The organism is Shewanella zhangzhouensis (genome assembly GCF_019457615.1).
GTDB classification, from domain to species: Bacteria; Pseudomonadota; Gammaproteobacteria; order Enterobacterales; family Shewanellaceae; genus Shewanella; species Shewanella zhangzhouensis.
This window is the reverse complement of the sequence record NZ_CP080414.1, coordinates 634,422-656,396: the sequence shown is the minus strand read 5'-3', so window position 1 is coordinate 656,396 and position 21,975 is coordinate 634,422. Positions and strand designations below refer to the sequence as shown.

The following is a 21,975-nucleotide window of genomic DNA, read 5'->3' as shown; positions in this document are numbered from 1 at the left end:
CAAAAATCTCAGTTTTCCGGCTTTTTAAGACGTGGTATAACTCAGGGAAGCCGCCATTTCGTGCGGCACTTCAGAATAACCCGGTTATCAATGGGATCAGTGAGCATGTCGAACCCTGCGCAGCGCGCCACCAAGCTGTTTGTCCAAACTTTCGGGACCAAGGCCGATGCCTATTACCAGGCTCCGGGCCGGGTCAATATCATTGGTGAACACACAGACTATAACGATGGGTTTGTGCTGCCTGCAGCCATTAATTTTCATACGGTTATCGCAGTAAAAAAGCGTGATGACGACCGTTTTCGGGTCGTCACAGAGGCCTTTCCCGGTGAGCTGAAGGAGTGGCGTTTCGGCGAAGAAGGCGAAGTCACTGCCGGAGGTGACTGGGTAAACTACCTCAAAGGTTTCACCCAGGCAGTGGGCCAGGCCGGACTCAAAGCCAAGGGGCTCGACCTGGCGGTGGTAAGCAGCATCCCTATGGGAGCGGGCTTTTCATCCTCAGGCGCGCTGGAAATTGCCTTTGGCACGGCGTTGAATGACACCTGTCAGCTCCACCTTTCCCCCATGGCCATTGCCCAACTGGCACAGCGCGGCGAGAGCCGTTTCCACGGCAGTACCTGCGGCGTGATGGACCATATGACCAGCGCCCTGGCCGAGGCGGATTCAGCCCTGCTGATTGACTGCCTGGATCTGGATATAGAAGCCGTGCTGATCCCCGATAACCTGAGCCTTATCATTGTGCATTCGCCACTGGACCCCAAGTTACTGGAAGAGGCCTATAAGGCCCGGGCCGATGAGTGCCGCGATGCCGCCGAATTTTTCGGGCTCGACTCCTTACGGGATCTGGAACTGGACGAGCTCAAGGCCGCCAGCGACGTGCTGGATGAAACCCTCTATAAACGCGCCCGACATGTCATAACCGAGAACCTGCGCACCCAGAGTGCCGGCCGGGCATTGAAACGCGGTGATGTGGCCAGGCTGTCGGAACTGATGGCACTTTCCCACGCCTCACTGCGGGATGACTTTGAACTCATGGTCCCGGAAGTTGAGACCCTGGTGCAAATCATGGCTCAGGCCATTGGCGACCGTGGCGGGGTGCGAATGACCGACGGCTGCAGTGTCGTTGCGCTGGTGGAACATGATTTGACCGATGCCGTGGTACACGCGGTAGAGTCGGAATACCCTGCCAAAACCGGGCTGGAGCCCGTGCTGTATATGTGTGCCCCAAGCGCAGGCGCAGGACGTATCGACGGCTGATTTTTTTCAGCCAAAACATACGAATGCAGTCACTGTTTCGTGGCTGGGCTATCGTTTATAGTGCTTTGACTTTTATATGGATAAGGCAATCTACTCATGGTGCGTCACTCAGTGCTCGACTCCTGGAAGGATCCCAGGGGCGGAGAAATCGAACGGGTCCGATTGGATAACGGCCAGTTGGCCATCGAAGTACTGAGTCTGGGCGGTATCATTCGCTCACTCTGGGCCCCCGACAACCGGGGCGAGCGCGCCAATCTGGTACTTGGCTGTGACAGTGTCGAAGACTATCTCACCCAGAATGCGCACCTTGGCGCCATTGCCGGACGCTATGCCAACCGTATCGCCCACGGCAAATTGCACTATGACGGTGAAGACTTCCAACTGGATGTGAATCAGGCAACCAATTGCCTGCATGGCGGCCGGGAAGGTTTTAATCGCAAGCAATGGACGCTGGGATTGCTTCCCGACGGTGTGCGTCTGAGCCTTCGCAGCCCCGATGGTGACATGGGATTTCCGGGCAATTGCTCGGTCCAGCTGGATTACCGGCTCGCGGGCAACAACCTCTACGTTGAAATCATGGCGATGACCGACAAGCCCTGCCCGGTCAACCTGACCCAACACAGCTACTTTAACCTCGACGGACGCGCCGATTGTCTCGATCACACTGTGACCATGCACGCCAAGACGTTTCTGCGCTGTAACGAGGCAGGGATACCCACAGGACACGCCTCCACCACAGGTACACCGCTGTCGTTGCAGGATGCTCGCCTTGGTGACCGGGTACAACACCCGGACTTGGCCTCCACCCGCGGTTTTGACCACTGTTTTGTTATCGACAAGACGCAGGACGAGCTGGCGTTGGCAGCCGAGCTGCACAGTCCACACTCGGGCAGACTCCTTAAGCTCTATACCAATCAGCCGGGTGTACAGCTCTATGGGGCGAATTTTCTCGATGGCGAACGTGGGCGGCAGGGCAAAATTTATCGACCCTATCAGGGTGTTTGCCTGGAGCCACAACTGTTTCCGGATGCGCCGAATCAACCCGACTTGGGCAAGGCCTGGTTAATGCCGGGGGAAATCTATCATCACATCAGTCGTTACCAGTTCGAGGTAAAAGACTGAATCGAGGTAACCCAGCGCGCCATAGATGCAGCTCAGCAAGAGCCTACCGACAAAGTGATGGAAGGTGCTGAAGCACTGGATGCTGCGGGGTGAGAGCTCACCACTAAACAGAAAAGCGCCAGGTCGACCATTGGGTCGACCTGATTGCAGCAATCGACGGATTAATCGTCGAAATCGTCGGACCAATCGTCGCCGAAATCGTCGCTGCTACCGCTGCTGCCACCACCACTCAAGTCTTCATACTCAGGCTCAGCTTCGGCTTTGGCCTTGCGGGAAGAGGCTGGTGCATCCTTGATATTGCTCAAGTTGATCCGTGCGTGGTGCTTTTCCATAAAGGACGCACGAGCGGCTTTCCATTCTCCGCTGTAATTGCTCTCGGCAGCCTTGAGTCCGGCATCATCAAGCTCATGCAGGTTGGGCTTAACGATGTCTTCAACATACTCAATAATGGCTTTGCGCTCGGTGTTATAAAGATAAACACGTCCCGCGGAAGCTTCGGGCAACTGATTGTCGTGAATGACGATGGAAGTTCCGCGAGCAGTTTTCAACACTCCCCACCAAACCTGTTTCTTCGCCGTGTTATACATATATGCCAATACCTTTTAATCAACACATACACTAGGAATTTACGGTTGTTTGAATTCGCGGGGAAGCACACCACCCCAGCAAAAAATCGACCGAATAACTCGGACGCTTCAAGTTGGGTATTCTTACAGAATCTTTCCGAGAATCAATGCTAAATTAAGCGATTTTTTTGTGATATTTAGATTAATTTCAACCTGTTTTTTTCATTTTTCCGTTTAATCTCGACTTTAGTCGAAAATTTCGCCATATCAAGCAATTCCCTTGAGGCTGAGCACCAGCTTTCCATGATGGGATTTTGCCTCCATGATGCTGTGGACCTTCACCACTTCATCAAGGGGATAAACACCGAAAAGGGGGATACGGCATTGACCGGCGTCGAGCAGCGGCCAAACCTTCTCTTTAAGCTGCTCTGCGATGGCTGCCTTGGCCTCGATACTCAGGGGTCTTAAGGTTGAGCCTGTCCACAGGATGCGTTTACTCATGATGCGAAACACATCCACCTCAGCCCTGGGGCCAGCCTGCATGGCCACAGAAACCATGCGGCCATCATTGGCGAGCATTTTCAGATTGTTATTAACCATGGCACCACCCGCCATGTCCAGCACTACATCCACACCGCGGCCTTCAGTGGCTGCAAGCACCTTGTCCACCAGCGCCTCATCCCGGTAGTCAAAGGCCATGTCAGCCCCCAAACTCAAGCAATAATCGCGTTTATCGGCACTGCCTGAGGTTACCAGCACCCGCGCCCCAAACGCCCTGGCCAGCAGAATAGCCGTGGAGCCAATGCCACCGCTGCCGCCCTGAATAAGCAAGGTCTCGCCCGCCTTGAGGCCACCGCGCATAAAGAGATTGCCCCACACGGTAAAGAAGGTTTCAGGCAGGCCTGCGGCCTCCTCAAGGGACATAGTTAAGGGTATGGGCAAACAGTGTACTGCGGGGGTCACCACCAAGGCGGCATAGCCACCACCGGGCACCAGGGCGCAAACCTTGTCTCCCACTTTTGGCCAGCTGACATCGGCGCCAACCTCAACCACCTCGCCAGAAACTTCCAGGCCCAAAATTGGCGAAGCGCCCGGCGGTGGTGGATAAGCGCCTTTGCGCTGCGCCAAATCCGGTCCGTTAACGCCGGCGGCGGCGACCCGAATCAGCACCTCGCCGGTTATTGGGGAAGGCGCAGGCCCTTGCACCAGTTTCATCACCTCGGGGCTACCGGGGGCATCAAACACAACCTGAGTATGGAGTGAAGTCATAAAGAAAAATTACGCAGACTGAGAAAAGTTGTCCCAAGCATAGCAGCTTCCGGCAAGGCTAAAAGATGAAACTTAACCGGGACTTGAAACACACAACCGCCATTCTGGGTAAGCAGCGTCCACAAAGCAGCGCCATTCCACCGGATGGTGCCCATCCCTTACACAGGTTTTACGTCTTGTGTGCGAGAGAATTAGATAAAAAGGTCCGCGATAGCGGACCCTTCATATCAACACCTGGCCAAAAATGCCTGCAGCCTAACCTCGGCCGCTTACGCTTTTTTGCCAAAACTGCTTGGATAAACCACTGGTTTTACTTGAAAGGCGTGACATACGAGCCCCCAACTGCTCGGCCTCACGGGATTGGCTGAGCACGGCTTCGGCCAGTTCATTGATGGTTTGCAGCGAGTCGCTGATACTGCCCGCCGCGCTGGACTGCTCGGTCATGGCGTGGGCACTGTGATCGGAGAGGGATTTAATGGTGTTGATGGCACTATCCAGCGCCCCAAAAGCCTGTTGCACCTGCTCAAGTCTTGCGGCCAGATTCTTGAGCTGCTGCTGACTGTTATCCAGATTAGCTTCGGCCCGCGCCGTACTGGACTGGAATTTGCGCACTATGCCTTCGATCTGTCCGGTCGACTCGCCGGTGCGTCCTGAAAGCTGCCGCACTTCATCCGCTACCACGGCAAAACCGCGTCCTGACTCGCCGGCACGGGCGGCTTCGATGGCGGCATTGAGCGCCAGCAGATTGGTTTGCTCTGCTATGGTGCCTATGACTTCAAGCACCTGATTGATGGCCTGGCTGTCGCTGGCAATCTCACGCACAACGGCGTCGCACAGGCTCATTTGCTGCTGCAGCTGTTGCATGGCCCGTTCAACCTCCGCCAGCTGCTGTTGCCCAAGCCCCATGGCACTCTGGCACTGTTCCACATCGCTGGCCACCGCCAGCGTATGCTCTTTGACCTCGGCAAAACTCACGTGCAGCTCTTCCACTGCAGCGGCGGCCTGCTGGGTTTGCTGACGCTGACCGTCGGCCCGTTCGGCGCTGCGGGCAATGGCATCAAGCAGCTCATTGCTTTGGTTCGCCATGGTCTCGGTGGAGTCAGCCATCCGCCCCATCACACCGCCGGTTTCATTGGTCATAAAACGCATGGCGAGCATAAGGTCACCAATTTCATCCCGCCGACCTGTGTATACCGCTCTGGCCACGGGATCCTGAATAATACCGCGTGCCTCACTGGCAAGATCGCGCAGCGGCGCCAATAAACCACGGCACCCCAACAGGGCGACGGGCAACAGCGGTAACATCAACCAAAAAGACCACTGGGCGGCAAGGGCCGACAATCCGAGCATCAGGGCCGTCCACAGCATGAGTTTGCCACACACTCCAAAGCGGCTATCCCTGAGCATTGCGGGCTGATGACCTTTCACCAACTCGGCATACAAGGATTCGGCGCGCTCCCTGTGTTTGGCGTTCACCTTGCGGCGCACCGACTGGTATTCGTGGACTTCGCCATCTTCATACACGGGGGTGACATAGGCATCGACCCAGTAATAGTCCCCGTTCTTGCAGCGGTTTTTCACCAACCCCATCCAGGGGCGTCCTTCGCGAATTCGATTCCAGAGCATCTTGAATGCCGCAGGTGGCATATCGGGGTGACGGATGAGATTGTGGGGTTCATTCACCAGTTCCTCTTCCCGGAAACCGGCAATATTACAGAAGTCCTGATTGACGTACTTGATACGCCCTTTCAGATCTGTGGTAGAAAGAATGATGGCCTCGTTGTCGAGCACCACCTCCCTGAGGGTAACGGGTTGGTTGTTGCGCATCTTTTATTCTTGTTGGCCAATTGATGCGCAAGATTTTCACCTTTTAACGCCTGTATTAAATTGATGCAGTGCAAAAAAAGTGTCTCTGAGATGTCTGTTTATTGATCCACTGCACATTTGCAGCAAACAAAAAGCGCTAGTCAAAACCTTTAAAATATACAGTCACTTAAAATCTACTCAGCCGGAACTCAGCCAGCTATTGCGGCAAAACTCCCCCGACAAAGCCCAGCCAGGCTTTGGGGTGCCAGGGCAATCTCAAGCCCCCGTCGACCAGCGCTTACATGCATCTGCTTCAAGGGCTCGGCACTGATATCTATGAGTGTGGGCAAAGGCTTTTTCTGCCCCAGTGGACTTATGCCCCCCACCAGATAACCGCTGGAACGCTCGGCGGCCGCCGGATTTGCCATCACCAGCTTTTTTTGCCCCAGGGCTTTGGCAGCCAGTTTAAGATTCAGCTGCTTTGCTACCGGCACCAAGGCCACGGCGATGGGGGCAGACTTTTCGTCCAGTGCCACCATCAGGGTTTTAAAAACCAATTCGGGCGCAAGCCCCAATTTGTCGGCGGCCTCCATACCGTAGGACGGAGCACGGCTATCGTGCTCATATTCGAGCACCTCAAAAGGGATCCCGGCCTTTTCGGCCTGTTTAATCGCTGGAGTCATGGGCGTATCTGGTTTGGAATTTTCCCCAGTGTGCCAGCCTGATAGCGATGGGTAAATCCAGTCTAAAGCGAAAGCGTGTTAATGCGGGCTGTATGCCAAAACCCAGCAGGCACCATGTGACCCAAACACGCCTTTCTGAAAGTGATTAAGAAAAAACCACACCAGTAATCTGTTGTGGCAGACCCAGACTAGCTGACCTGGCTTAACTCCAGGCCATTGTGAAATGCAACCCTGTCACGCCCGGATTGTTTGGCATGGTAAAGCGCCGAATCGGCACGCTCGAGGATTTGTAGCCAGCTTTGGTCCCTTTCACGCCGCTGAGCCACACCTATGCTGACGGTAAGATTGACTCTGTCTTGCCCAAGGGTAACAGGTTCATTTTGAATTTTGACTCTTAGCCGATTGGCCAACTTACGAGTGCACTCATCATCACTGCCGGGTAGGAGGATCACAAATTCCTCGCCGCCAAAGCGGAACAGATAATCGTAGCCACGCAGCAATAAGGCGCAGGTGTTGGTGACATGCTTGAGCGCCGCATCACCATCAACGTGGCCATAGGTGTCGTTGATTTTCTTGAAATGATCTATGTCCAACACCATGAGCCCCAGCTCGGATGAAGTGCGGGCACTGCGCTCAAACTCACGCACGGCAATGTCATTCAGGGCACGACGATTGAACCAGCCGGTAAGGGGATCTGTGGTGGTAAGTTGCCTCAGCTCAAGCTCCTGGCGACGAATAACCATCGTGGCGCAGGCCATGGTACCCAGGCTTAAAAACACAAAAATCGCCAGGGTGCCCGAGGTTTGGAAAAACTGGCTCCCGGCGTAGGTCAGGTTCATCTCGGCCGAAGTGCCCAGGATCAGAGTGCGCAATAACAATTGCAGCAAAAACAATAACTCCAACACTAACAGAGGCATGCACGCCAGCCTCAGCTCCCTGGCGCCGTAACGCCAGAGTACGGAGATAGTCAGGCCGCTGATGAGCATCAACAGTGGGAAAAACAGTAACAGACGGTTGGCGACGGACGCCTGAACCCAGGGCACGGCGTGCACTGCCGCAATGAAGATGGCCACCGCCACACCAAACTGCCAGTGGGTTTTCAGGCCGAAGTAACGCCTCACCCCCATCAGAACGGCACAGTGTCCGGCAAAATAGAAGGCGTTAGTGAGTACCGGTGCCACCCAAAATGGTTGCGGAAAATGAAACACCAACACAGTCAAACCATTAGTCGCCAAAAAACATAAACCGGCAAAGGACCAGTCGAGCAGACTGTATTCCCTGGGGCTGGCGATAAAGAGTCCCAACAGGCTGATGGTCATCATGGCGCTGGCAAAGGCCGTGGCTATATGTAGGGTGTAAGCGTCCATTCTCACTCTCTTTTTATTGCACTGCACAAATCAGAATGCAGTACCGTATAAGATATTTCTGGCGCCATGTTAACCCAGTCTCGCCAGCGAACTCCAACAAACTTTGATCAGGTTTACCCATATCCGGGCTCACCGAGATCCAGCTTGCCCAAGTTGGCAAGCCACAGACCGCAGAGCTCAGGGGCGGAGTTTGATATAAAGCTCTCCTTCGCGGATTTCTATATCTTCGACCCCATCGGCAAAGGCATTCCAAAAGCCACTGTCGCCGAATTCACTCACCAGATTCACCTGCTTCATATTGCCAAGCCAGGCATTGGGAAGGGGCACGCCCATCAGGCTCACCCCAACCAAAGCCACCACAGGACGGCGACGCTGATCCAAATGGATATCCAGCCCCGCATTCACCCTCAGGGTTTCACCGGCCATGATGGGAAAGTCTCTGGGAATGGGGATCAACAATTTGGCACTGGCGAGGTTGTCGGAAAAATCAATCGCCAGTCGCTCGGCAAACTCCGGGCTGCGACCAATCATGGCGTTGACCTCTTTTTCACTGAAGGTCACCTGCCGCAAATCATCCCTCTCCCGGTAGGGCTCGGGAGTCAGGTCCGTACTTCCCCGGTTGGCTGTCCCTTGCCTGTCTTTATTCGATGGACGTTGAATATCCCAGCCCAGGGTGTCCAGCTTGGCCTCGAGTTTCTTCTCCTCTTTGGCGCTCAGGGTCACAGGGGTAAAGGGGCTTGGGAAAATATAGGTACGGATAATCAAAAAGCTTGCCACGACAGTCAATAACATCACGGCCAGAATAATGAGCAATACCTGTGCACCACTGAAGCCACGTTTATCAGCGCTGGTTCTTGTATTCATCCACTTGTCCCCTATCGTCTTTGCCCGGCATGTTACCGCCCTGACGCTCGAAAGGACAGCACCACGGATAGCGAGAGTAGTCAGGACAGAGCCCTGGCTGGCCCGAATCACTCTCGCTGTTTTTTGCCTTCCATTAAATTCTTCTAATATTATCGATTTAGGTTTACGCTGAACATCTTTCATGATGGGAGAAGATTTCATGACATCCAAACTAATCGGGGCTTTTGGCCTGTTGCTGATGGCCACTACCCATGGTGCCCAGGCGACTACGGCACCCGCCATGCCACCACAGGCAGCACTTTGCGGCAGTTGCCACGGCCCCCAGGGCCTTGGCGTAGAACCGCTGGGACCTCGTTTGGCGGGGTTATCGAGCGAGTACATTCAAAAGCAAATCAAAGATTTTCAATCTTCAAAACGGCAAAACCCCACCATGACGCCCATGGCCATGACGCTGCAGGGCGATGCCTTGATTGTCCAGGTTGCGGATTATTTTGCGGCGCAAGCCGTACCCAGCGTCAGCATTCAGCGCCGTGGTGAGCAAGTGACATTTAAGGACAGCACAGAGCAACTTGCCTACCAGGGAGATTGGTCCCGTGAGTTACCGGCCTGTGTCACCTGCCATGGCCCATCGGGCATCGGCGCTGGCACCTTCCCCCGTCTTGCCGGACAACAAGCCAGCTACCTCAAGAGTCAACTGCTGGCCTGGCAGGCAGGAACGCGTCAGGGTGACAGTGACGGCATGATGGCCAATGTTGCCAATAAGCTCTCGGCGGCGGAAATTGACGCCATTGCCCACTATTTTGCCAACCTGAAGTAAGGACGCCCGACATGAAACCTGTACTGATGTTGATGCTGGGCGCCGCAGCGGTTACGGCCGCCCACGCAGCTCCACCTGCCACCACCAGCCTGCCCGATCGCCAGGCACAGCTACCCTCATCTCCCAAACTCGAGGGCCAGGAATATCTCATCCCAAGACCACTGGAGAGCATTCCTCAGGGTGCCTTTGGCGATAAGGTACGCCGCGGCTATCAGTTATTTGTGAATACCCAGCAGCTGAGGGGCAAGTATGTTGGCAACGAGCTTAACTGCGTAAATTGCCATATGGATGCGGGCCGCAAACCCAATGCCTCACCCATCTGGGGGGCCTTTTTTGCCTATCCGGCGTACCGCAAGAAAAACGACAAGGTCAACAGCTTTGAAGAGCGCATACAGGGCTGCTTTACCTATTCCATGAATGGCAAAGCGCCACCTTCCGGCAGCCCTGAACTGGTTGCCATGTCTGCCTATGCCTATTGGCTGGGAATGGGCGGCCTGATGGTTCAATACGGTGTTGCCGGTGAAGTGCCCCAGCTTGATGATGCCGAGTTGCTAAAGGGCGCAAAGCGCGATGATTTTCCAGCACCGGATGCCATCAAGGCGGCATTGACGGTAGACGCCCGAGCGCAACTGCCCGGCAGGGGTTATCCGGCAATCCCCAAACCAGAGCTGCCTTACGATGCCAGCCGAGGTGCCTTGGTGTATCAGGCCCATTGCCAATCCTGCCATGGCAGTGACGGGCAGGGGCAGGCCATTGCCGGCGTCTATGCCTTGCCGCCCCTGTGGGGACCGCAAAGCTTTAACTGGGGAGCGGGCATGCACAGGGTCAACACGGCTGCTTTTTTCATCTATGAAAATATGCCACTTGGAAAGAGTATGCAGCTGACAACTCAGCAGGCCTGGGATGTGGCGGCCTTTATCAACGCCAAAGAACGGCCCCAGGATCCTCGCTTCGAAGGCAATCTGGACGCAACCAAGTCTCGCTACCACAAGCACGATGGTTACTACGGTACCACCCAGGATGGGGTGCTGCTGGGTAAAGACGCCTTCCCTGTGTTTCCAGCCACACACTGAAATGTAAACGCCCCTGCCCGATGATGCGGGCAGAGGCTGCTACCGGCAGAGTACGCAACCACGCTGCGCGCCTGCGATGACTACAGGAGCCAGATTGTCTGCGCGTCCGGGCGCCGTCAGGGGGCATGGATAAAGCGGGCAATACGCTGATAGGTGCTTAAACACTCTTCTGCCACCAGGTCGTGAAGCAGCATATAGGCGTGGATCATGTCCTCCAGCCCGTGATGCTCTACCTTTACCCCCGCGCGCTGTAACGCCTCGGCATAGGCCCGGCCTTCATCGCGAAGCGGATCGCAGCCAGCAGTGAAGATCAGCGTTGCAGGCAATCCAGCCTCGATACGACCGTGCAGTGGCGATGCCGCCCTCACCTTTTCAGCATCCAGGGCCGAATCCTGAAAGTATTGCTCGAAATACCACTTCACCCTTGGGGTTTCCAGCAAGAAACCCGCGCCGTTGCTCTCGTACGAGGCGCTCGCCATGGTGTAATCCACGCTGGGATAAATCAGAATTTGCTTGCGAATATCCAGACTCGGGTCAGCCAGACTGCGCTCACTCAAACTGGTGCAGATGGCACCGCCCGCACTGTCGCCCATGATGCAGGGGCCGGTGATAAAAGCGACGTCCTCCAGCACTTCGGCGTAGTGGCGCAGGGCATGCTCGCAATCCTCAAGACCCGCAGGATAAGGATGCTCAGGTACCAAGCGGTACTCCACACTAATCACCACGCAGTGAGCTGTGCTCGCCAACTGGCGGCAGATGGGGTCGTATAGCTCCACACTGCCACACATGTGGCCGCCACCATGGCAGTGCACCACCACAGGCAAGGCGCTATGTGGGTCGGGGCTGTAAACCCGTGCGGGAATGGCTCGGTCACCAAGTTGCCAGGCTCTGTCGGCGATGTAGCTCACATCGGGTTTACAGGTCATGAAGGCGGCGAGCTTATTGAGATTCTCCCTCAACAGCGCCGGTGTGAACTGAATGTTTTGCTCCCTCGCAAGGGCTATGTTTTGGTTGGCTTGGGCCAGAAACTCCGCCAGCTTTGCTGACGCCGAACCACGTGGAGAGTCTTGCATGCTTATTCCTTGGGTTTTCCGGTTTCAGGGAGAAAATAGCTGCCAACAAATACGGTGGCGCTCAGCAGGGTAATAAGGACAAAAGAGGCGAAATAGCTGCCCTGATTCATGTCCACCAACTTGCCAAAGAGCCACAGCACTATGGTGGAAATGAGATAACTGATGGACCAGAAGAGGCTGAAAATCACCGTGATTTTTTGCCCCGTCATCTTTGGCAACTCGTGGGGAATGCTGACAAGGGCCGTCACCGGCAGGAAGATACAAAAACCCAGTACGATGGCGCACAGGGTTTGCAGCCAGGGTTCGCTGCCAAAGGATAAGCCCAGCACAGTGATAAAAATCACCAGCCCGCTTATCCGGATGATGGGCAGTCGCAGCGGCTGTTTGCGGCTGTAGAGGATACCGGCGACAGTGCCGAGAATACCAAAGCCAATCACCCACTTGCTTTGGCTGATGCCCGCCTGGGGATAAAAGGTAAACAGGCAAATATAAAAAGACAGCAGACCGGAATAAGTTAAGGCGTACGCCCAGTTAAAGCCGTCCTTCAAACCATCGAGATAACTGTAATGGCTGGACTCTTGAGCTGGCACACCAGCACCTGGCTGCTCGCGGTCGAACTTCACCATCAGCCACAGCAGTGCCAGCGCCAGACTCGCCAATGAAAACACCAGCAAACTTTGCTGCCAACCGCCGGTAATGGCATTGATGGCAGGCATGCCCCAGAGCACGATTGCGGTACCCACGTTAAAGGCCACTGCGTTCAAGCCGTTGATCACCGGGCGCTCTTCGGGGGCAAACCAGTGCATCACTATGGGGTTGAAATACACAATCATAAAGGCGCCGCCAAGCCCCATCAGAAAGCGGCTGACCAGGAGCACATCGTAGTTGGGGGCGTAGGGCGTGACTATGCCGGTCACTATCAACAAGGCCGCCACCAAAAAGGCGTATTTCACCCCGAATTTCAATGTGAGGTAAGCTGCGGCAAAGGTGCCGACAATCTTCGCCAGGGTCACGGCGCCGCTCAGTAAACTCGCCGAGGCAAAGCTCTCGATATGCATCGAGGCCATTATCTGGTCCATACTCGCGGTGCCGCCAACCCATGCCATGGCAAATAATACGTAACTGGTAAAAACCAGACCTTCCACCAGATATTTATGGGTTATTTTCATAGGCGTAATGGCTCAAAACCTGAGATGAATATTGGGGGCTAGGTTATCTGATGAAGTGGGATAAAGAAGTACTACCTTAGTGCACCGCAGAGGGATCAAGCCTTTAACAATCGGCCTGCCTGGTGTAGCTTGGCTGGGTATTGGAACATCATTCTGGGGTTTATTTTGCTGGCTTGGCTGTCTGTTGATACCTGGTGGATCAGCGTTATTTCAATCGCCTATTTGGCCGTGCTCTTTATTGTTGCTCAATGGGGGCAAAACCAGCCCTTCGGCCAGTGGCGAAAAAGACCCTGGGTTTACAGCCTGTCTTTGGGGGTATGTTGTACCTCCTGGGCCTTTTACGGCACTGTCGGCCAGGCCGCCACCACAGGTGCCTGGCTGGCACCCATTTATATCGGCTCCATTATGTGTCTGGTGCTGGCCTGGCCCATGTTGATGCGCACCCTGCACATAGTCAAAAGCCAGAACCTCACCTCCATCGCCGACTTCATTGCCTGCCGCTTCGACCGCTCGCCCAAAATTGCCGCCAGTGTGGCCATGGTATCGCTGCTGGGCACCATTCCTTACATCGCCCTGCAACTTCGGGCCATCAGTACCAGTTTTGATCTCCTGACAGGCACCTTCCAGTCTGGAATAAGCACGGCGTTTATCGTGACTATTGTGCTGATTATATTCAGCATTTTATTCGGCACCCGCCAGTTGTCGGCAAGTAAGCAAAATCAGGGGCTGGTGCTGGCCATTGCCTTCAGCTCGGTGGTGAAGCTGCTGGCACTGACGACTGTGGGCATCTTTGCCACCTTTTATATTTTCGACGGCTTCAGCGATCTCCTCTCCCGGAGCCAAACGCTCCCCACCAGCACAGAGGCCAACTCCCTCTATTTTGTGCTGTCGCAAATCCTGCTGGGGGCCATCACCATCTATGCCCTGCCCCAGGAGTTCCACATGATGATGATTGAGAATCATCATGCCAAAGAGCTCAAATCTGCCCGTTGGATGGTCCCCCTGTACCTGCTGCTCATGAATGCCTTTATTCTGCCGATAGCCCTTGCGGGCCAGCTGAGTTTCCCAGGCGGCAGTGTGGATGCCGATACCTATGTGCTTACCCTGCCGCTGTTTTACCAACAGGCCTGGTTGGGGGTACTGGTGTATCTCGGTGGTCTTGCCGCAGCAACCGCCATGGTGATTGTGGCGGCCATTGTACTGAGCACCATGATATCCACGGAGATCCTCACTCCGCTGCTGCTCCGTCTGCCCAGATTCAGTTCTCAGCAAACACCGCAGCTTGCGGGAATTCTGCTGAACCTGCGCCGCGTCGCCATTGCCGCCATCCTGTTATCGGCCTTTGCCTTTGAGCGCTATATCGACCAGCAAAATCACCTCGCCAGCATAGGCCTTTTATCTTTTGTGTTGTTGTCGCAATTTGCACCCGCCGCCGTGGGAGCGCTGTACTGGCGCAGGGCCAACACCCAGGGTGCTTTCTGGGGCATGTTGCTGGGCAGCCTGGTCTGGCTCTACACCCTGCTGCTGCCCGCCACCTTCCCCGATGCCAACTGGGTTCTCAACGGCCCATGGCACATCGGCTGGCTCACCCCCAATGCCCTCTTTGGCCTTAATGGTCTGGATAACATCAGCCACGGCCTCTTCTTCAGCCTGCTGGTGAATATCGGTAGCTTCGTGCTTATTTCCCTCTTCCGAGAGCAGAGTGTGGGCGAGCTCTTGCAGGCCGATGTGTTTGTAAACCGCAAGCAGTTGCAGCTTGAGCGCCATCTGTCGGTGAGCGATTTGGCCAGCCTGCTACACCGCTTTATCAACAAAGAAGAAGCCGATGCCCTGGTGACAAAAGCCAAACTGCTGGGCTCTGAGCTGTCGTCCCGCCGGGAGGAACTGGTGGATTACACCCGGCTGAAACTCTCAGGTGTATTGGGGTCCGCCTCCACCCGCATGGTGATGAACGCCGCCTCCCGCGCCCAGCAAGTGCCGCTGGAGGATGTGGTCAGCATTGTCGATGAAGCCAACCAGATATTTGAATTCAACCGTGAACTGCTGCAATCGGGGGTGGAAAATATCGAGCAGGGGATAAGCGTGGTCGATGCCGACATGCGCCTGGTAGCCTGGAACAAGCGTTATATTGAGCTCCTTGATTATCCAAAAGATTATGTAAAAGCGGGCATCCCAATCGAGAAGCTGCTGCGCTACAACATAGCACGCGGCATCATAGTCGGTGACGAGGCCCACGAGCTGGTGGAGAAGCGCCTCGCCCATATGCGCAGCGGCAGCCCCCATCATTTCCAGCGCACCATGCACGATGGCCGGGTGCTGGAAATCCGCGGCCAGGCGATGCCGGGGGGCGGCTTTGTCAGCACCTTCAGCGATATCACCGCCCACATTCAGGCCGAAAAGGCACTGCAGCAAGCCAACGAAACGCTGGAGAAACGGGTCGAGAGCCGCACCCGGGAGCTCGCCAAGGCCAAGGCCGAAGCCGAAGCCGCCAACAGCAGCAAAACCCGTTTTTTGGCCGCGGCCAGCCACGACCTGATGCAACCCTTTAACGCGCTCACCCTGTTCACTGAGATGCTGAAGCAAAGGGTGACCTCCACCGAGCTTCAGGATTTGGCGACCCATATCGAAGACTCTCTCAATGTGGTGGAAAGTCTGCTGTCTGACCTGGTGGAAATCTCCCGCCTCGACAGCAGCAGTCTGAAAACCGAGCAGAGCCAATTCGCCCTCGATGACTTGCTCTCGACGCTGGTAAACGAATTCAAGGTGTTATCCAAAGAGCAGGGGATTGAGTTTGGCTATCAGTTTTCATCCTGCTTTGTGCAAAGCGACCAACGCCTGCTACGGCGCATCATTCAAAATTTCCTCTCCAACGCCTTTCATTACTCCCCTGCCGGCGCCCTGAATCAGGTTCAGGCAGCATCGCGAGTACAGCTGGAGGGTGGAGAGTCGATGGCAAGCGGCGGCGAATTTGTCCCAAGAGTACTGCTTGGGGTTCGCAGGCGTCAGGACAGCCTGCTTATTCAGGTATGGGACAATGGCCCGGGGATCCCGGCGGAAAAACAGCAGGCAATTTTCGGTGAATTTGAACGCCTGGAACAGACCCGGGAAATTCCCGGACTCGGCCTCGGCCTGGCGATTTGTGACCGCATAGCCAAGCTGCTTGGCATCCGGATTTATCTGCATTCTGAGCTTGGTAAAGGCACTTGCTTCAGCGTGGAAGTACCAAGGATAAGGCAGCAAAAGCTGCCCGGTAATGTGGTCAAACTGCGGCGCGACGACGAGACCATGGGCGACAGCTTCGATATTCAGGTGCTGGTTATCGACAACGACGAGCTGATGCTAAAAGCCATCTCTTCGCTGCTTCTCGGCTGGGGTTGTAAGGTACTGACGGCCAGAGATGAAGCGAGTGCCCTGGCACAGCTTGAAGGGACGGACACGCCCAGACTGATTCTTGCGGATTATCACCTGGATGATGACCAGAACGGGGTTTCGCTGGTGCAAAGCCTGCTTGAGCATCCAAGGCTTTTACAAGCGCGCCCCACCTGCGTTATCTGCTCGGCAGACCCCTCAGAGGCCGTCCGGCAGCACACCAGCAGCGCCAATTTCAGCTTTGTGCGTAAACCGGTGAAAGCCACTGCACTTAAGCGGCTGATTAAGCAACTGTCATGAGTCATTGCATCGGCTTGATACAGGATTGATTAACGCAACGCTGCGCGAGGGCACCCCCCGGGCGCAAACAAAAACAGTGGCCATATGCCACTGTTTTTTTATTTTCGCTTTTTATGTGCGCTTTTTATGTTCTTAAGCGGTTTGCTCAGGCAGTCGCCGCCTGCTTGTCGCTACTGGTGATCATCAATTGCTGGAACACCAGCCCTGCCTGGGTGCGATTGTAGACTTCCAGTTTCAGCAGTATGGCCGACACATGCTTTTTAACCGTGGTTTCCTTGATATTGAGATCGTAGGCAATTTGTTTGTTAAGGCGGCCATTGGCAATGCTGGCAAGCACCGTGTATTGCTGCGGCGTGAGCTGAGCGAGCTGCTTTGCCAGCCGCTGATGCTCTGCCGCCGTCTGTTGGTCGACATTGATGTCGGTGTTCTCCGGCAGCCACACCTCGCCATCGAGCACTGTGCCTATGGCATCGGCTATTTGATTGAGGTTGGCCGACTTGGGAATAAAGGCGCTGGCACCCAAATTGATTGCCTTGCGAATGATGTCGGGCTGATCGTCCGATGACACCATAATCACCACGATATCGGGGAAATGGTTCTGCAACAGGGTTAATCCGGTAAACCCTTCATTACCCGGCATATGCAGGTCGAGAAATACCAGCTCAATATCGGGATGACTTTCAATGACTCTGATGAGTTCCTGAAAGTTTTCGGCCTCCAATACTTCAGCCGTATTTACATTTTTGAGAACGGCCTGAGTTAATGCTGCGCGAAATAGTGGGTGGTCATCTGCAATAGCCACTTTTATCTGAGACATAATCCACTCCCTTTATTTTTAACCCAGTTTAATCACACCAGAAATTAATTCCAGACAAACCTGTCCTGCTTCAATAAATAACCGACTCAGGGGAGTCGGTTATTTACGAATTATGCTGGCAATAAATGCTAGAAACTGTATCCCACGGTGAGTGAAATGGTTTCCGGATCGCCATAATAGCCAATTAATGTATTGTCACCACCCAATCCTGGAATATAGCCACCGTTGCCGTCCGGCGTCACGAAGGCATAGTTACCCACCAGGTATTCTTCATCGGTGATGTTTTTCCAGTGCAATCCGGCAGTCCAGTGACCGTCATTGCTGTACCAGTTCAGCCCCAGATTCAGCAGGCCATAACCGTCCTGGCTCAGCAGGTTATCCACTACAGCCAGGTCATAGTCGCTGCGGTAGTAGTAGTTTCCGTTTGCCACAAAGCTGCCGAAATCCGTGTCTATGTTGTAGCTGAAGCCCACGTTGGCTGTGGTATCCGGGGTGTTGGTGATGGTGTAGGTATCGCTGATATCGATTTGATTCCCATCCGCATCGTAAGAAATCACCTCATCAAAGTTGGCATCGATAAGACCCAGGCTGGCGAACAGATTCAATGATTCAGTGGCAGCATATTCCAGCTCAAGCTCCAGACCCGATGCCGTGGAGGTACCAATGTTCCCGAGACGCTGATTGAGGTCAGCAGCATCTTCACCGGGCAAGACGGTCACGAACTGGCGATCTTTATGGTTCAGGTAAAAAGCCGTGGCGTTGATGCGCAGGTTGTTGTTCCACTCGCTCTTCACACCCACTTCAAATGAATCAACCACTTCTGGATCTACTGCCGGCTCAGGCCCGGTCGCCCTTGGGTTAAAGGTACCGGACTTAAAGCCCTGGGAGTAACTGGCGTAGAACATCATGTCGTCGTTTAGCTGGTACTCGACCCCGACTCTGGGGGTGAATCTGGACCAGGTCTCTTCATCGTCGAGCACCTTGGGGATACTGGCTTCAATCTGGGCCTCGTCCCGTACATAACCCGGATACCAACCTGTCTCTGGATAGATGCTGTCGAAAATCACCCCGTTGTAAACGGTGGCATCCTTGGTCTCGCGGGTGTAACGGGCACCCAGGGTCAGCGACAGTTTGTCGGTGATATCGTAAGAGCCCTGAGCATAGGCGGCATAGCTTTCGCTGTTGTTGCAACCCCGTACTTCACGGGTCAGGCCACCATACGCCTTGAAAGCCTCTTCGAGAATGGCATCGAACACGCCGCAGGAGTCACCTTTAAAGTAATAGAGGCCAGACACCAGCTTGAGATTTTCACCATCATAGTTTGCCTGGAACTCCTGACTGAACTGCTCATCATCGTAGATGGCAGGCACATCGAAGATACGCAGGCTGGTGTTGTCAAAGTCGATGTTGGTGGGCGAATAGCTCTCACGGGATGAGGTGACTGACTTAAGGGTCCAGTCATCATTCAGACCATATTCCAGCGTCAGCCCCCAACCTTCGGTTTCCACCTTGTTCCAGGTGGGCATGCTGGTATAGGAGTCGTACTTGCTGTCAGGCACGGGCGCATTGGTGAGCAAGCTTGGCAGAATACGATACCCACCCTTGGCGTTGGAATCGTCCTCTGTTTTGTCATAGGTCAGACGCATAAAGAGCGCATCTGTCGGGGTATATTCCAGGCTGATACGGCCTGCCATCAGGTCTTTATTATAGTTTTCAGTGTCTTGATCGTTCAGCGCCGAAGTAACAAAGTCACCGTAACCGTCACGGCTTAAACTGGCCACCGCAAAACCAAAATAGAGTTTATCGTCAACCAGGGGGTACTGACCTGCTACCTTGAAATCACGCTGTGCATAGCTGCCAACGGTGGCGTTCAGGCTCAGCTCGGCATCGCCGCTCATCTTCCTGGTCACGTACTTCACCGCGCCGCCTATGGTGTTTTTACCATAGAGGGTGCCCTGCGGGCCGCGCAGCACTTCGATGCGCTGTACATCGAGAATGTCCAGCACTGCGCCCTGTGGACGGGCAACATACACATCATCGATATAAATACCGACCCCGGGCTCATAACCCCAGAGCGGGTCTTCCTGGCCTACACCACGGATAAAGGCGGTGAGCGTTGAGTTGGTGCCCCGGCTCGCCTGCAGGGTGGTGTTGGGGGAAAACTGCTGAATTTCGGTCATGACATTGATGCCATTTTCAGCCAGATCCGTGGCGCTGACCGAGGTCACGGCAACGGGCACATTCTGCAGACTTTCCACGGTTTTGCGCGCGGAAACCTCAATGCGTTCCAAGGTGGCTTGCTTCTCCCCTGTGCTATTTTCATCTTCGGCGACAGCATATTGTGCTGCCAGTGCCGATGAGATAGCTAAAGCAATGCAACTCATTTTAATAGTGTTCTGTTTCATACAGAGTTCCCGTTGTAGTATTTATTTTTTAAAGGTTGGTACTTACTGCTATTTAAGTTCACATCGACTCTATAGCAGTTCCTTAAAAATTAAATCGGTACTATAGTAGTATGTGTTTATAACCAGTTGTTTTTAAATTGATTCAACTAAACAACGTATTCACTCTGCCATCGATAAAATTTCAAAATCATATCGAATTCAAGACTGTTTAAAAAGTCAAAGTGATTTTAAAACCGGCTGAAGAAGCGGTGTGAAAACTCATTTAATTTAATCAGCCTATAATCCCCAGGACCGAATAATTTCATCCATACTGCCGATGGGTGCCTTCAATAAAAAGTCCCCTTCTTTTCCGCCATTATTTATTTCCGGATTCACTGCAATGCCATGGCCCATGTTATTAATCTCCACCAAAGCAACCCGCAAAAGCCCATTGGCATCGGTCCAGCGGCTTATCCGATAATCGGTAGATTGTTCGACCCTCGGCGCTGTCTCCATTCCGGATAACTGCACCCACTGCGCCGCGAGGCTCTGGGCATTTTGTGGATGCACCACCGCATCTGTTGTGCCCGTCCAGATGCTGAGGGTCGGCCAGTGGGCTTGCTCGGGATGTAACTTGCGCACAAAGCTAACAAGCTCCTCGGTGGATTCTGCTGGCCCTTTTTTCATGCAGGAAATGGCTTTGGTAAGGTTATCGGCACAGGGATAAGGCAGGCCGGCTATCACGGCCCCGGCGCTGAACAGGTCCGGATAATTTACCAGTGCCGCGCTGGCCATGGCACCACCAGCAGAGAGACCCACCAGATACACACGTTTGGTGCCGGTGCTGACCTGCGCCCGGATAATCATGTTTTTCAGCGATAGCATTTCGCCGCTGTCAGCCTGAGTATCCTGCGCGGAAAACCAGTTGAAACAGCGTTTTACGTTATTATCAAAACTCTGTTGTGGCACCAATACGGCAAATTGCTTTTCTTGTGCAAGGCCAGTTAACCCGCTGTTGTCAGCAAGCTCGATACCGTCCTGTACGCAGCCGTGCAGCAATACCACCAGTGCACTGCCGGGGTTGGTTGCAGGCGTATAGATTGACGCCGTCAACGCCCCGGGATTGGCACCAAAGTCGTTAACCGGCTCAAATACCTGGGCGGAAGCATGGGCCGCAACACTCAGAGAGAGACTGCAGCTTAAGACAGCCGCGGCCTTAAGCGCCAACGAAGAGATTTTGAGCATAAACAGGCTCCAACACAGAAATACAGACACTGCAAACTTGCGTAATTTGCACCCGGCTGACAATGGCACTTTAGATCCAGAACTGTCCTGACCCACGCCACAGACACAAGCATTAGCTACCGGACTTACCCCCGCTTAAAGCTCATTTCGGGCACATGCTCAGGCACCACCAACTCACCAGCCGTGAGTTTGATAATCTCTTCTACACTCACACCGGGGGCGCGCTCCAGCAGATGGAACTTCCCATCTTTAATTTCGATAAAGGCGAGATCGGTGAGCACCTTTTTGATACAGCCTTTGCCGGTCAGCGGCAGGCTACATTGGGTGAGCAGCTTGGATTCGCCCTGTTTCGAAGCGTGGGTCATGGTCACTATGATGTTGTCGGCGCCCGCCACCAAATCCATGGCGCCGCCCATACCCTTGATGAGTTTCCCCGGGATCATGTAAGAGGCGATATTGCCCTGGGTATCCACCTCAAAGGCGCCGAGCACAGTCAGGTCCACGTGGCCACCACGGATCATGGCGAACGACTCAGCGGAGTCGAACAAGGCCGCGCCGGTCGCCATGGTCACCGTTTGTTTGCCCGCATTGATAAGGTCGGGGTCAACTTCATCCTCAGTGGGAAAAGGCCCCATGCCCAGCAAGCCGTTTTCCGATTGCAGCATGACTTCCATCCCATCGGGAATGTAGTTAGCCACCAGAGTAGGAATACCTATGCCGAGGTTGACGTAATAGCCGTCTTTGAGTTCCTGTGCGACACGCTGGGCGAGTTGTTCTCTGGAAAGTGCCATGGTGAA

The 21,975-nt window shown here is 54.4% G+C and carries 17 protein-coding genes; 5 read left to right on the top strand and 12 right to left on the bottom strand.

What is annotated here, in order from left to right; translation table 11 throughout:
- The first annotated feature begins 105 nt into the window (after positions 1 to 105).
- Positions 106 to 1,254 carry a galactokinase gene (gene galK, locus K0H63_RS02850; protein ID WP_220066635.1) on the top strand — a complete coding sequence of 383 codons (1,149 nt, stop codon included), beginning with the start codon at positions 106 to 108 and terminating at the stop codon, positions 1,252 to 1,254.
- 96 nt (positions 1,255 to 1,350) lie between these two features.
- Positions 1,351 to 2,376: an aldose epimerase family protein gene (locus tag K0H63_RS02845; RefSeq protein ID WP_220066634.1), complete on the top strand. Its 1,026-nt coding sequence runs from the start codon at positions 1,351 to 1,353 to the stop codon at positions 2,374 to 2,376.
- A 161-nt stretch (positions 2,377 to 2,537) separates the two neighbouring features.
- Here the strand turns inward: K0H63_RS02845 and K0H63_RS02840 are convergent, their stop codons facing one another.
- The 6 genes from K0H63_RS02840 to K0H63_RS02815 all read right to left on the bottom strand — a co-directional run bounded on the left by K0H63_RS02840 (position 2,538) and on the right by K0H63_RS02815 (position 8,931).
- On the bottom strand, positions 2,538 to 2,963 hold the full coding sequence (locus tag K0H63_RS02840; protein ID WP_220066633.1) for a hypothetical protein: 426 nt from the start codon (positions 2,961 to 2,963) through the stop codon (positions 2,538 to 2,540).
- A gap of 246 nt (positions 2,964 to 3,209) precedes the next feature.
- Entirely contained in the window at positions 3,210 to 4,211 is a 1,002-nt protein-coding gene (locus tag K0H63_RS02835; RefSeq protein WP_220066632.1) for an NAD(P)H-quinone oxidoreductase, read from the bottom strand.
- Positions 4,212 to 4,466: 255 nt separating this feature from the next.
- Positions 4,467 to 6,038, bottom strand: coding sequence for a methyl-accepting chemotaxis protein (locus tag K0H63_RS02830; RefSeq protein ID WP_220066631.1), 1,572 nt, complete (start codon positions 6,036 to 6,038; stop codon positions 4,467 to 4,469).
- A 188-nt stretch (positions 6,039 to 6,226) separates the two neighbouring features.
- Positions 6,227 to 6,700, bottom strand: coding sequence for a Cys-tRNA(Pro) deacylase (gene ybaK / locus K0H63_RS02825; RefSeq protein WP_220066630.1), 474 nt, complete (start codon positions 6,698 to 6,700; stop codon positions 6,227 to 6,229).
- Between the two features lie 188 nt (positions 6,701 to 6,888).
- On the bottom strand, positions 6,889 to 8,067 hold the full coding sequence (locus K0H63_RS02820; protein ID WP_220066629.1) for a GGDEF domain-containing protein: 1,179 nt from the start codon (positions 8,065 to 8,067) through the stop codon (positions 6,889 to 6,891).
- 177 nt (positions 8,068 to 8,244) lie between these two features.
- Positions 8,245 to 8,931, bottom strand: a complete 687-nt coding sequence (locus K0H63_RS02815) for an arginine N-succinyltransferase (protein ID WP_220066628.1) — start codon at positions 8,929 to 8,931, stop codon at positions 8,245 to 8,247.
- Positions 8,932 to 9,169: 238 nt separating this feature from the next.
- Here K0H63_RS02815 and K0H63_RS02810 point away from each other — a divergent pair, with 238 nt between their 5' ends.
- On the top strand, positions 9,170 to 9,748 hold the full coding sequence (locus K0H63_RS02810; protein ID WP_258405698.1) for a c-type cytochrome: 579 nt from the start codon (positions 9,170 to 9,172) through the stop codon (positions 9,746 to 9,748).
- An 11-nt stretch (positions 9,749 to 9,759) separates the two neighbouring features.
- Positions 9,760 to 10,821 carry a c-type cytochrome gene (locus K0H63_RS02805; protein ID WP_220066626.1) on the top strand — a complete coding sequence of 354 codons (1,062 nt, stop codon included), beginning with the start codon at positions 9,760 to 9,762 and terminating at the stop codon, positions 10,819 to 10,821.
- Between the two features lie 116 nt (positions 10,822 to 10,937).
- Here K0H63_RS02805 and K0H63_RS02800 read toward each other — a convergent pair whose 3' ends face one another.
- A complete protein-coding gene (locus K0H63_RS02800) occupies positions 10,938 to 11,894 on the bottom strand; it encodes an alpha/beta hydrolase (protein WP_220066625.1) in 957 nt (318 codons plus the stop codon).
- Positions 11,895 to 11,896: 2 nt separating this feature from the next.
- Positions 11,897 to 13,063, bottom strand: coding sequence for an MFS transporter (locus K0H63_RS02795; RefSeq protein ID WP_220066624.1), 1,167 nt, complete (start codon positions 13,061 to 13,063; stop codon positions 11,897 to 11,899).
- A 165-nt stretch (positions 13,064 to 13,228) separates the two neighbouring features.
- Here K0H63_RS02795 and K0H63_RS02790 point away from each other — a divergent pair, with 165 nt between their 5' ends.
- Positions 13,229 to 16,732, top strand: coding sequence for a hybrid sensor histidine kinase/response regulator (locus tag K0H63_RS02790; RefSeq protein ID WP_220066623.1), 3,504 nt, complete (start codon positions 13,229 to 13,231; stop codon positions 16,730 to 16,732).
- A gap of 145 nt (positions 16,733 to 16,877) precedes the next feature.
- Here K0H63_RS02790 and K0H63_RS02785 read toward each other — a convergent pair whose 3' ends face one another.
- The 4 genes from K0H63_RS02785 to K0H63_RS02770 form a co-directional block, all read right to left on the bottom strand.
- Positions 16,878 to 17,549, bottom strand: coding sequence for a response regulator transcription factor (locus K0H63_RS02785; RefSeq protein WP_220066622.1), 672 nt, complete (start codon positions 17,547 to 17,549; stop codon positions 16,878 to 16,880).
- 128 nt (positions 17,550 to 17,677) lie between these two features.
- Complete coding sequence (locus K0H63_RS02780) at positions 17,678 to 19,954, bottom strand: TonB-dependent receptor (protein ID WP_220066621.1); 2,277 nt, start codon at positions 19,952 to 19,954, stop codon at positions 17,678 to 17,680.
- A gap of 276 nt (positions 19,955 to 20,230) precedes the next feature.
- Positions 20,231 to 21,178, bottom strand: coding sequence for an extracellular catalytic domain type 1 short-chain-length polyhydroxyalkanoate depolymerase (locus K0H63_RS02775; RefSeq protein WP_220066620.1), 948 nt, complete (start codon positions 21,176 to 21,178; stop codon positions 20,231 to 20,233).
- A 125-nt stretch (positions 21,179 to 21,303) separates the two neighbouring features.
- Positions 21,304 to 21,969 carry a CoA transferase subunit B gene (locus K0H63_RS02770; RefSeq protein ID WP_220066619.1) on the bottom strand — a complete coding sequence of 222 codons (666 nt, stop codon included), beginning with the start codon at positions 21,967 to 21,969 and terminating at the stop codon, positions 21,304 to 21,306.
- Positions 21,970 to 21,975: the final 6 nt, after the last annotated feature.

Coding starts and splice junctions, on each gene's coding strand:
- galK (WP_220066635.1), top strand. CDS start 106: ATGTCGAACCCTGCGCAGCGCGCCACCAAGCTGTTTGTCCAAACTTTC.
- K0H63_RS02845 (WP_220066634.1), top strand. CDS start 1,351: ATGGTGCGTCACTCAGTGCTCGACTCCTGGAAGGATCCCAGGGGCGGA.
- K0H63_RS02840 (WP_220066633.1), bottom strand. CDS start 2,963: ATGTATAACACGGCGAAGAAACAGGTTTGGTGGGGAGTGTTGAAAACT.
- K0H63_RS02835 (WP_220066632.1), bottom strand. CDS start 4,211: ATGACTTCACTCCATACTCAGGTTGTGTTTGATGCCCCCGGTAGCCCC.
- K0H63_RS02830 (WP_220066631.1), bottom strand. CDS start 6,038: ATGCGCAACAACCAACCCGTTACCCTCAGGGAGGTGGTGCTCGACAAC.
- ybaK (WP_220066630.1), bottom strand. CDS start 6,700: ATGACTCCAGCGATTAAACAGGCCGAAAAGGCCGGGATCCCTTTTGAG.
- K0H63_RS02820 (WP_220066629.1), bottom strand. CDS start 8,067: ATGGACGCTTACACCCTACATATAGCCACGGCCTTTGCCAGCGCCATG.
- K0H63_RS02815 (WP_220066628.1), bottom strand. CDS start 8,931: ATGAATACAAGAACCAGCGCTGATAAACGTGGCTTCAGTGGTGCACAG.
- K0H63_RS02810 (WP_258405698.1), top strand. CDS start 9,170: ATGGCCACTACCCATGGTGCCCAGGCGACTACGGCACCCGCCATGCCA.
- K0H63_RS02805 (WP_220066626.1), top strand. CDS start 9,760: ATGAAACCTGTACTGATGTTGATGCTGGGCGCCGCAGCGGTTACGGCC.
- K0H63_RS02800 (WP_220066625.1), bottom strand. CDS start 11,894: ATGCAAGACTCTCCACGTGGTTCGGCGTCAGCAAAGCTGGCGGAGTTT.
- K0H63_RS02795 (WP_220066624.1), bottom strand. CDS start 13,063: ATGAAAATAACCCATAAATATCTGGTGGAAGGTCTGGTTTTTACCAGT.
- K0H63_RS02785 (WP_220066622.1), bottom strand. CDS start 17,549: ATGTCTCAGATAAAAGTGGCTATTGCAGATGACCACCCACTATTTCGC.
- K0H63_RS02780 (WP_220066621.1), bottom strand. CDS start 19,954: ATGAAACAGAACACTATTAAAATGAGTTGCATTGCTTTAGCTATCTCA.
- K0H63_RS02775 (WP_220066620.1), bottom strand. CDS start 21,178: ATGCTCAAAATCTCTTCGTTGGCGCTTAAGGCCGCGGCTGTCTTAAGC.
- K0H63_RS02770 (WP_220066619.1), bottom strand. CDS start 21,969: ATGGCACTTTCCAGAGAACAACTCGCCCAGCGTGTCGCACAGGAACTC.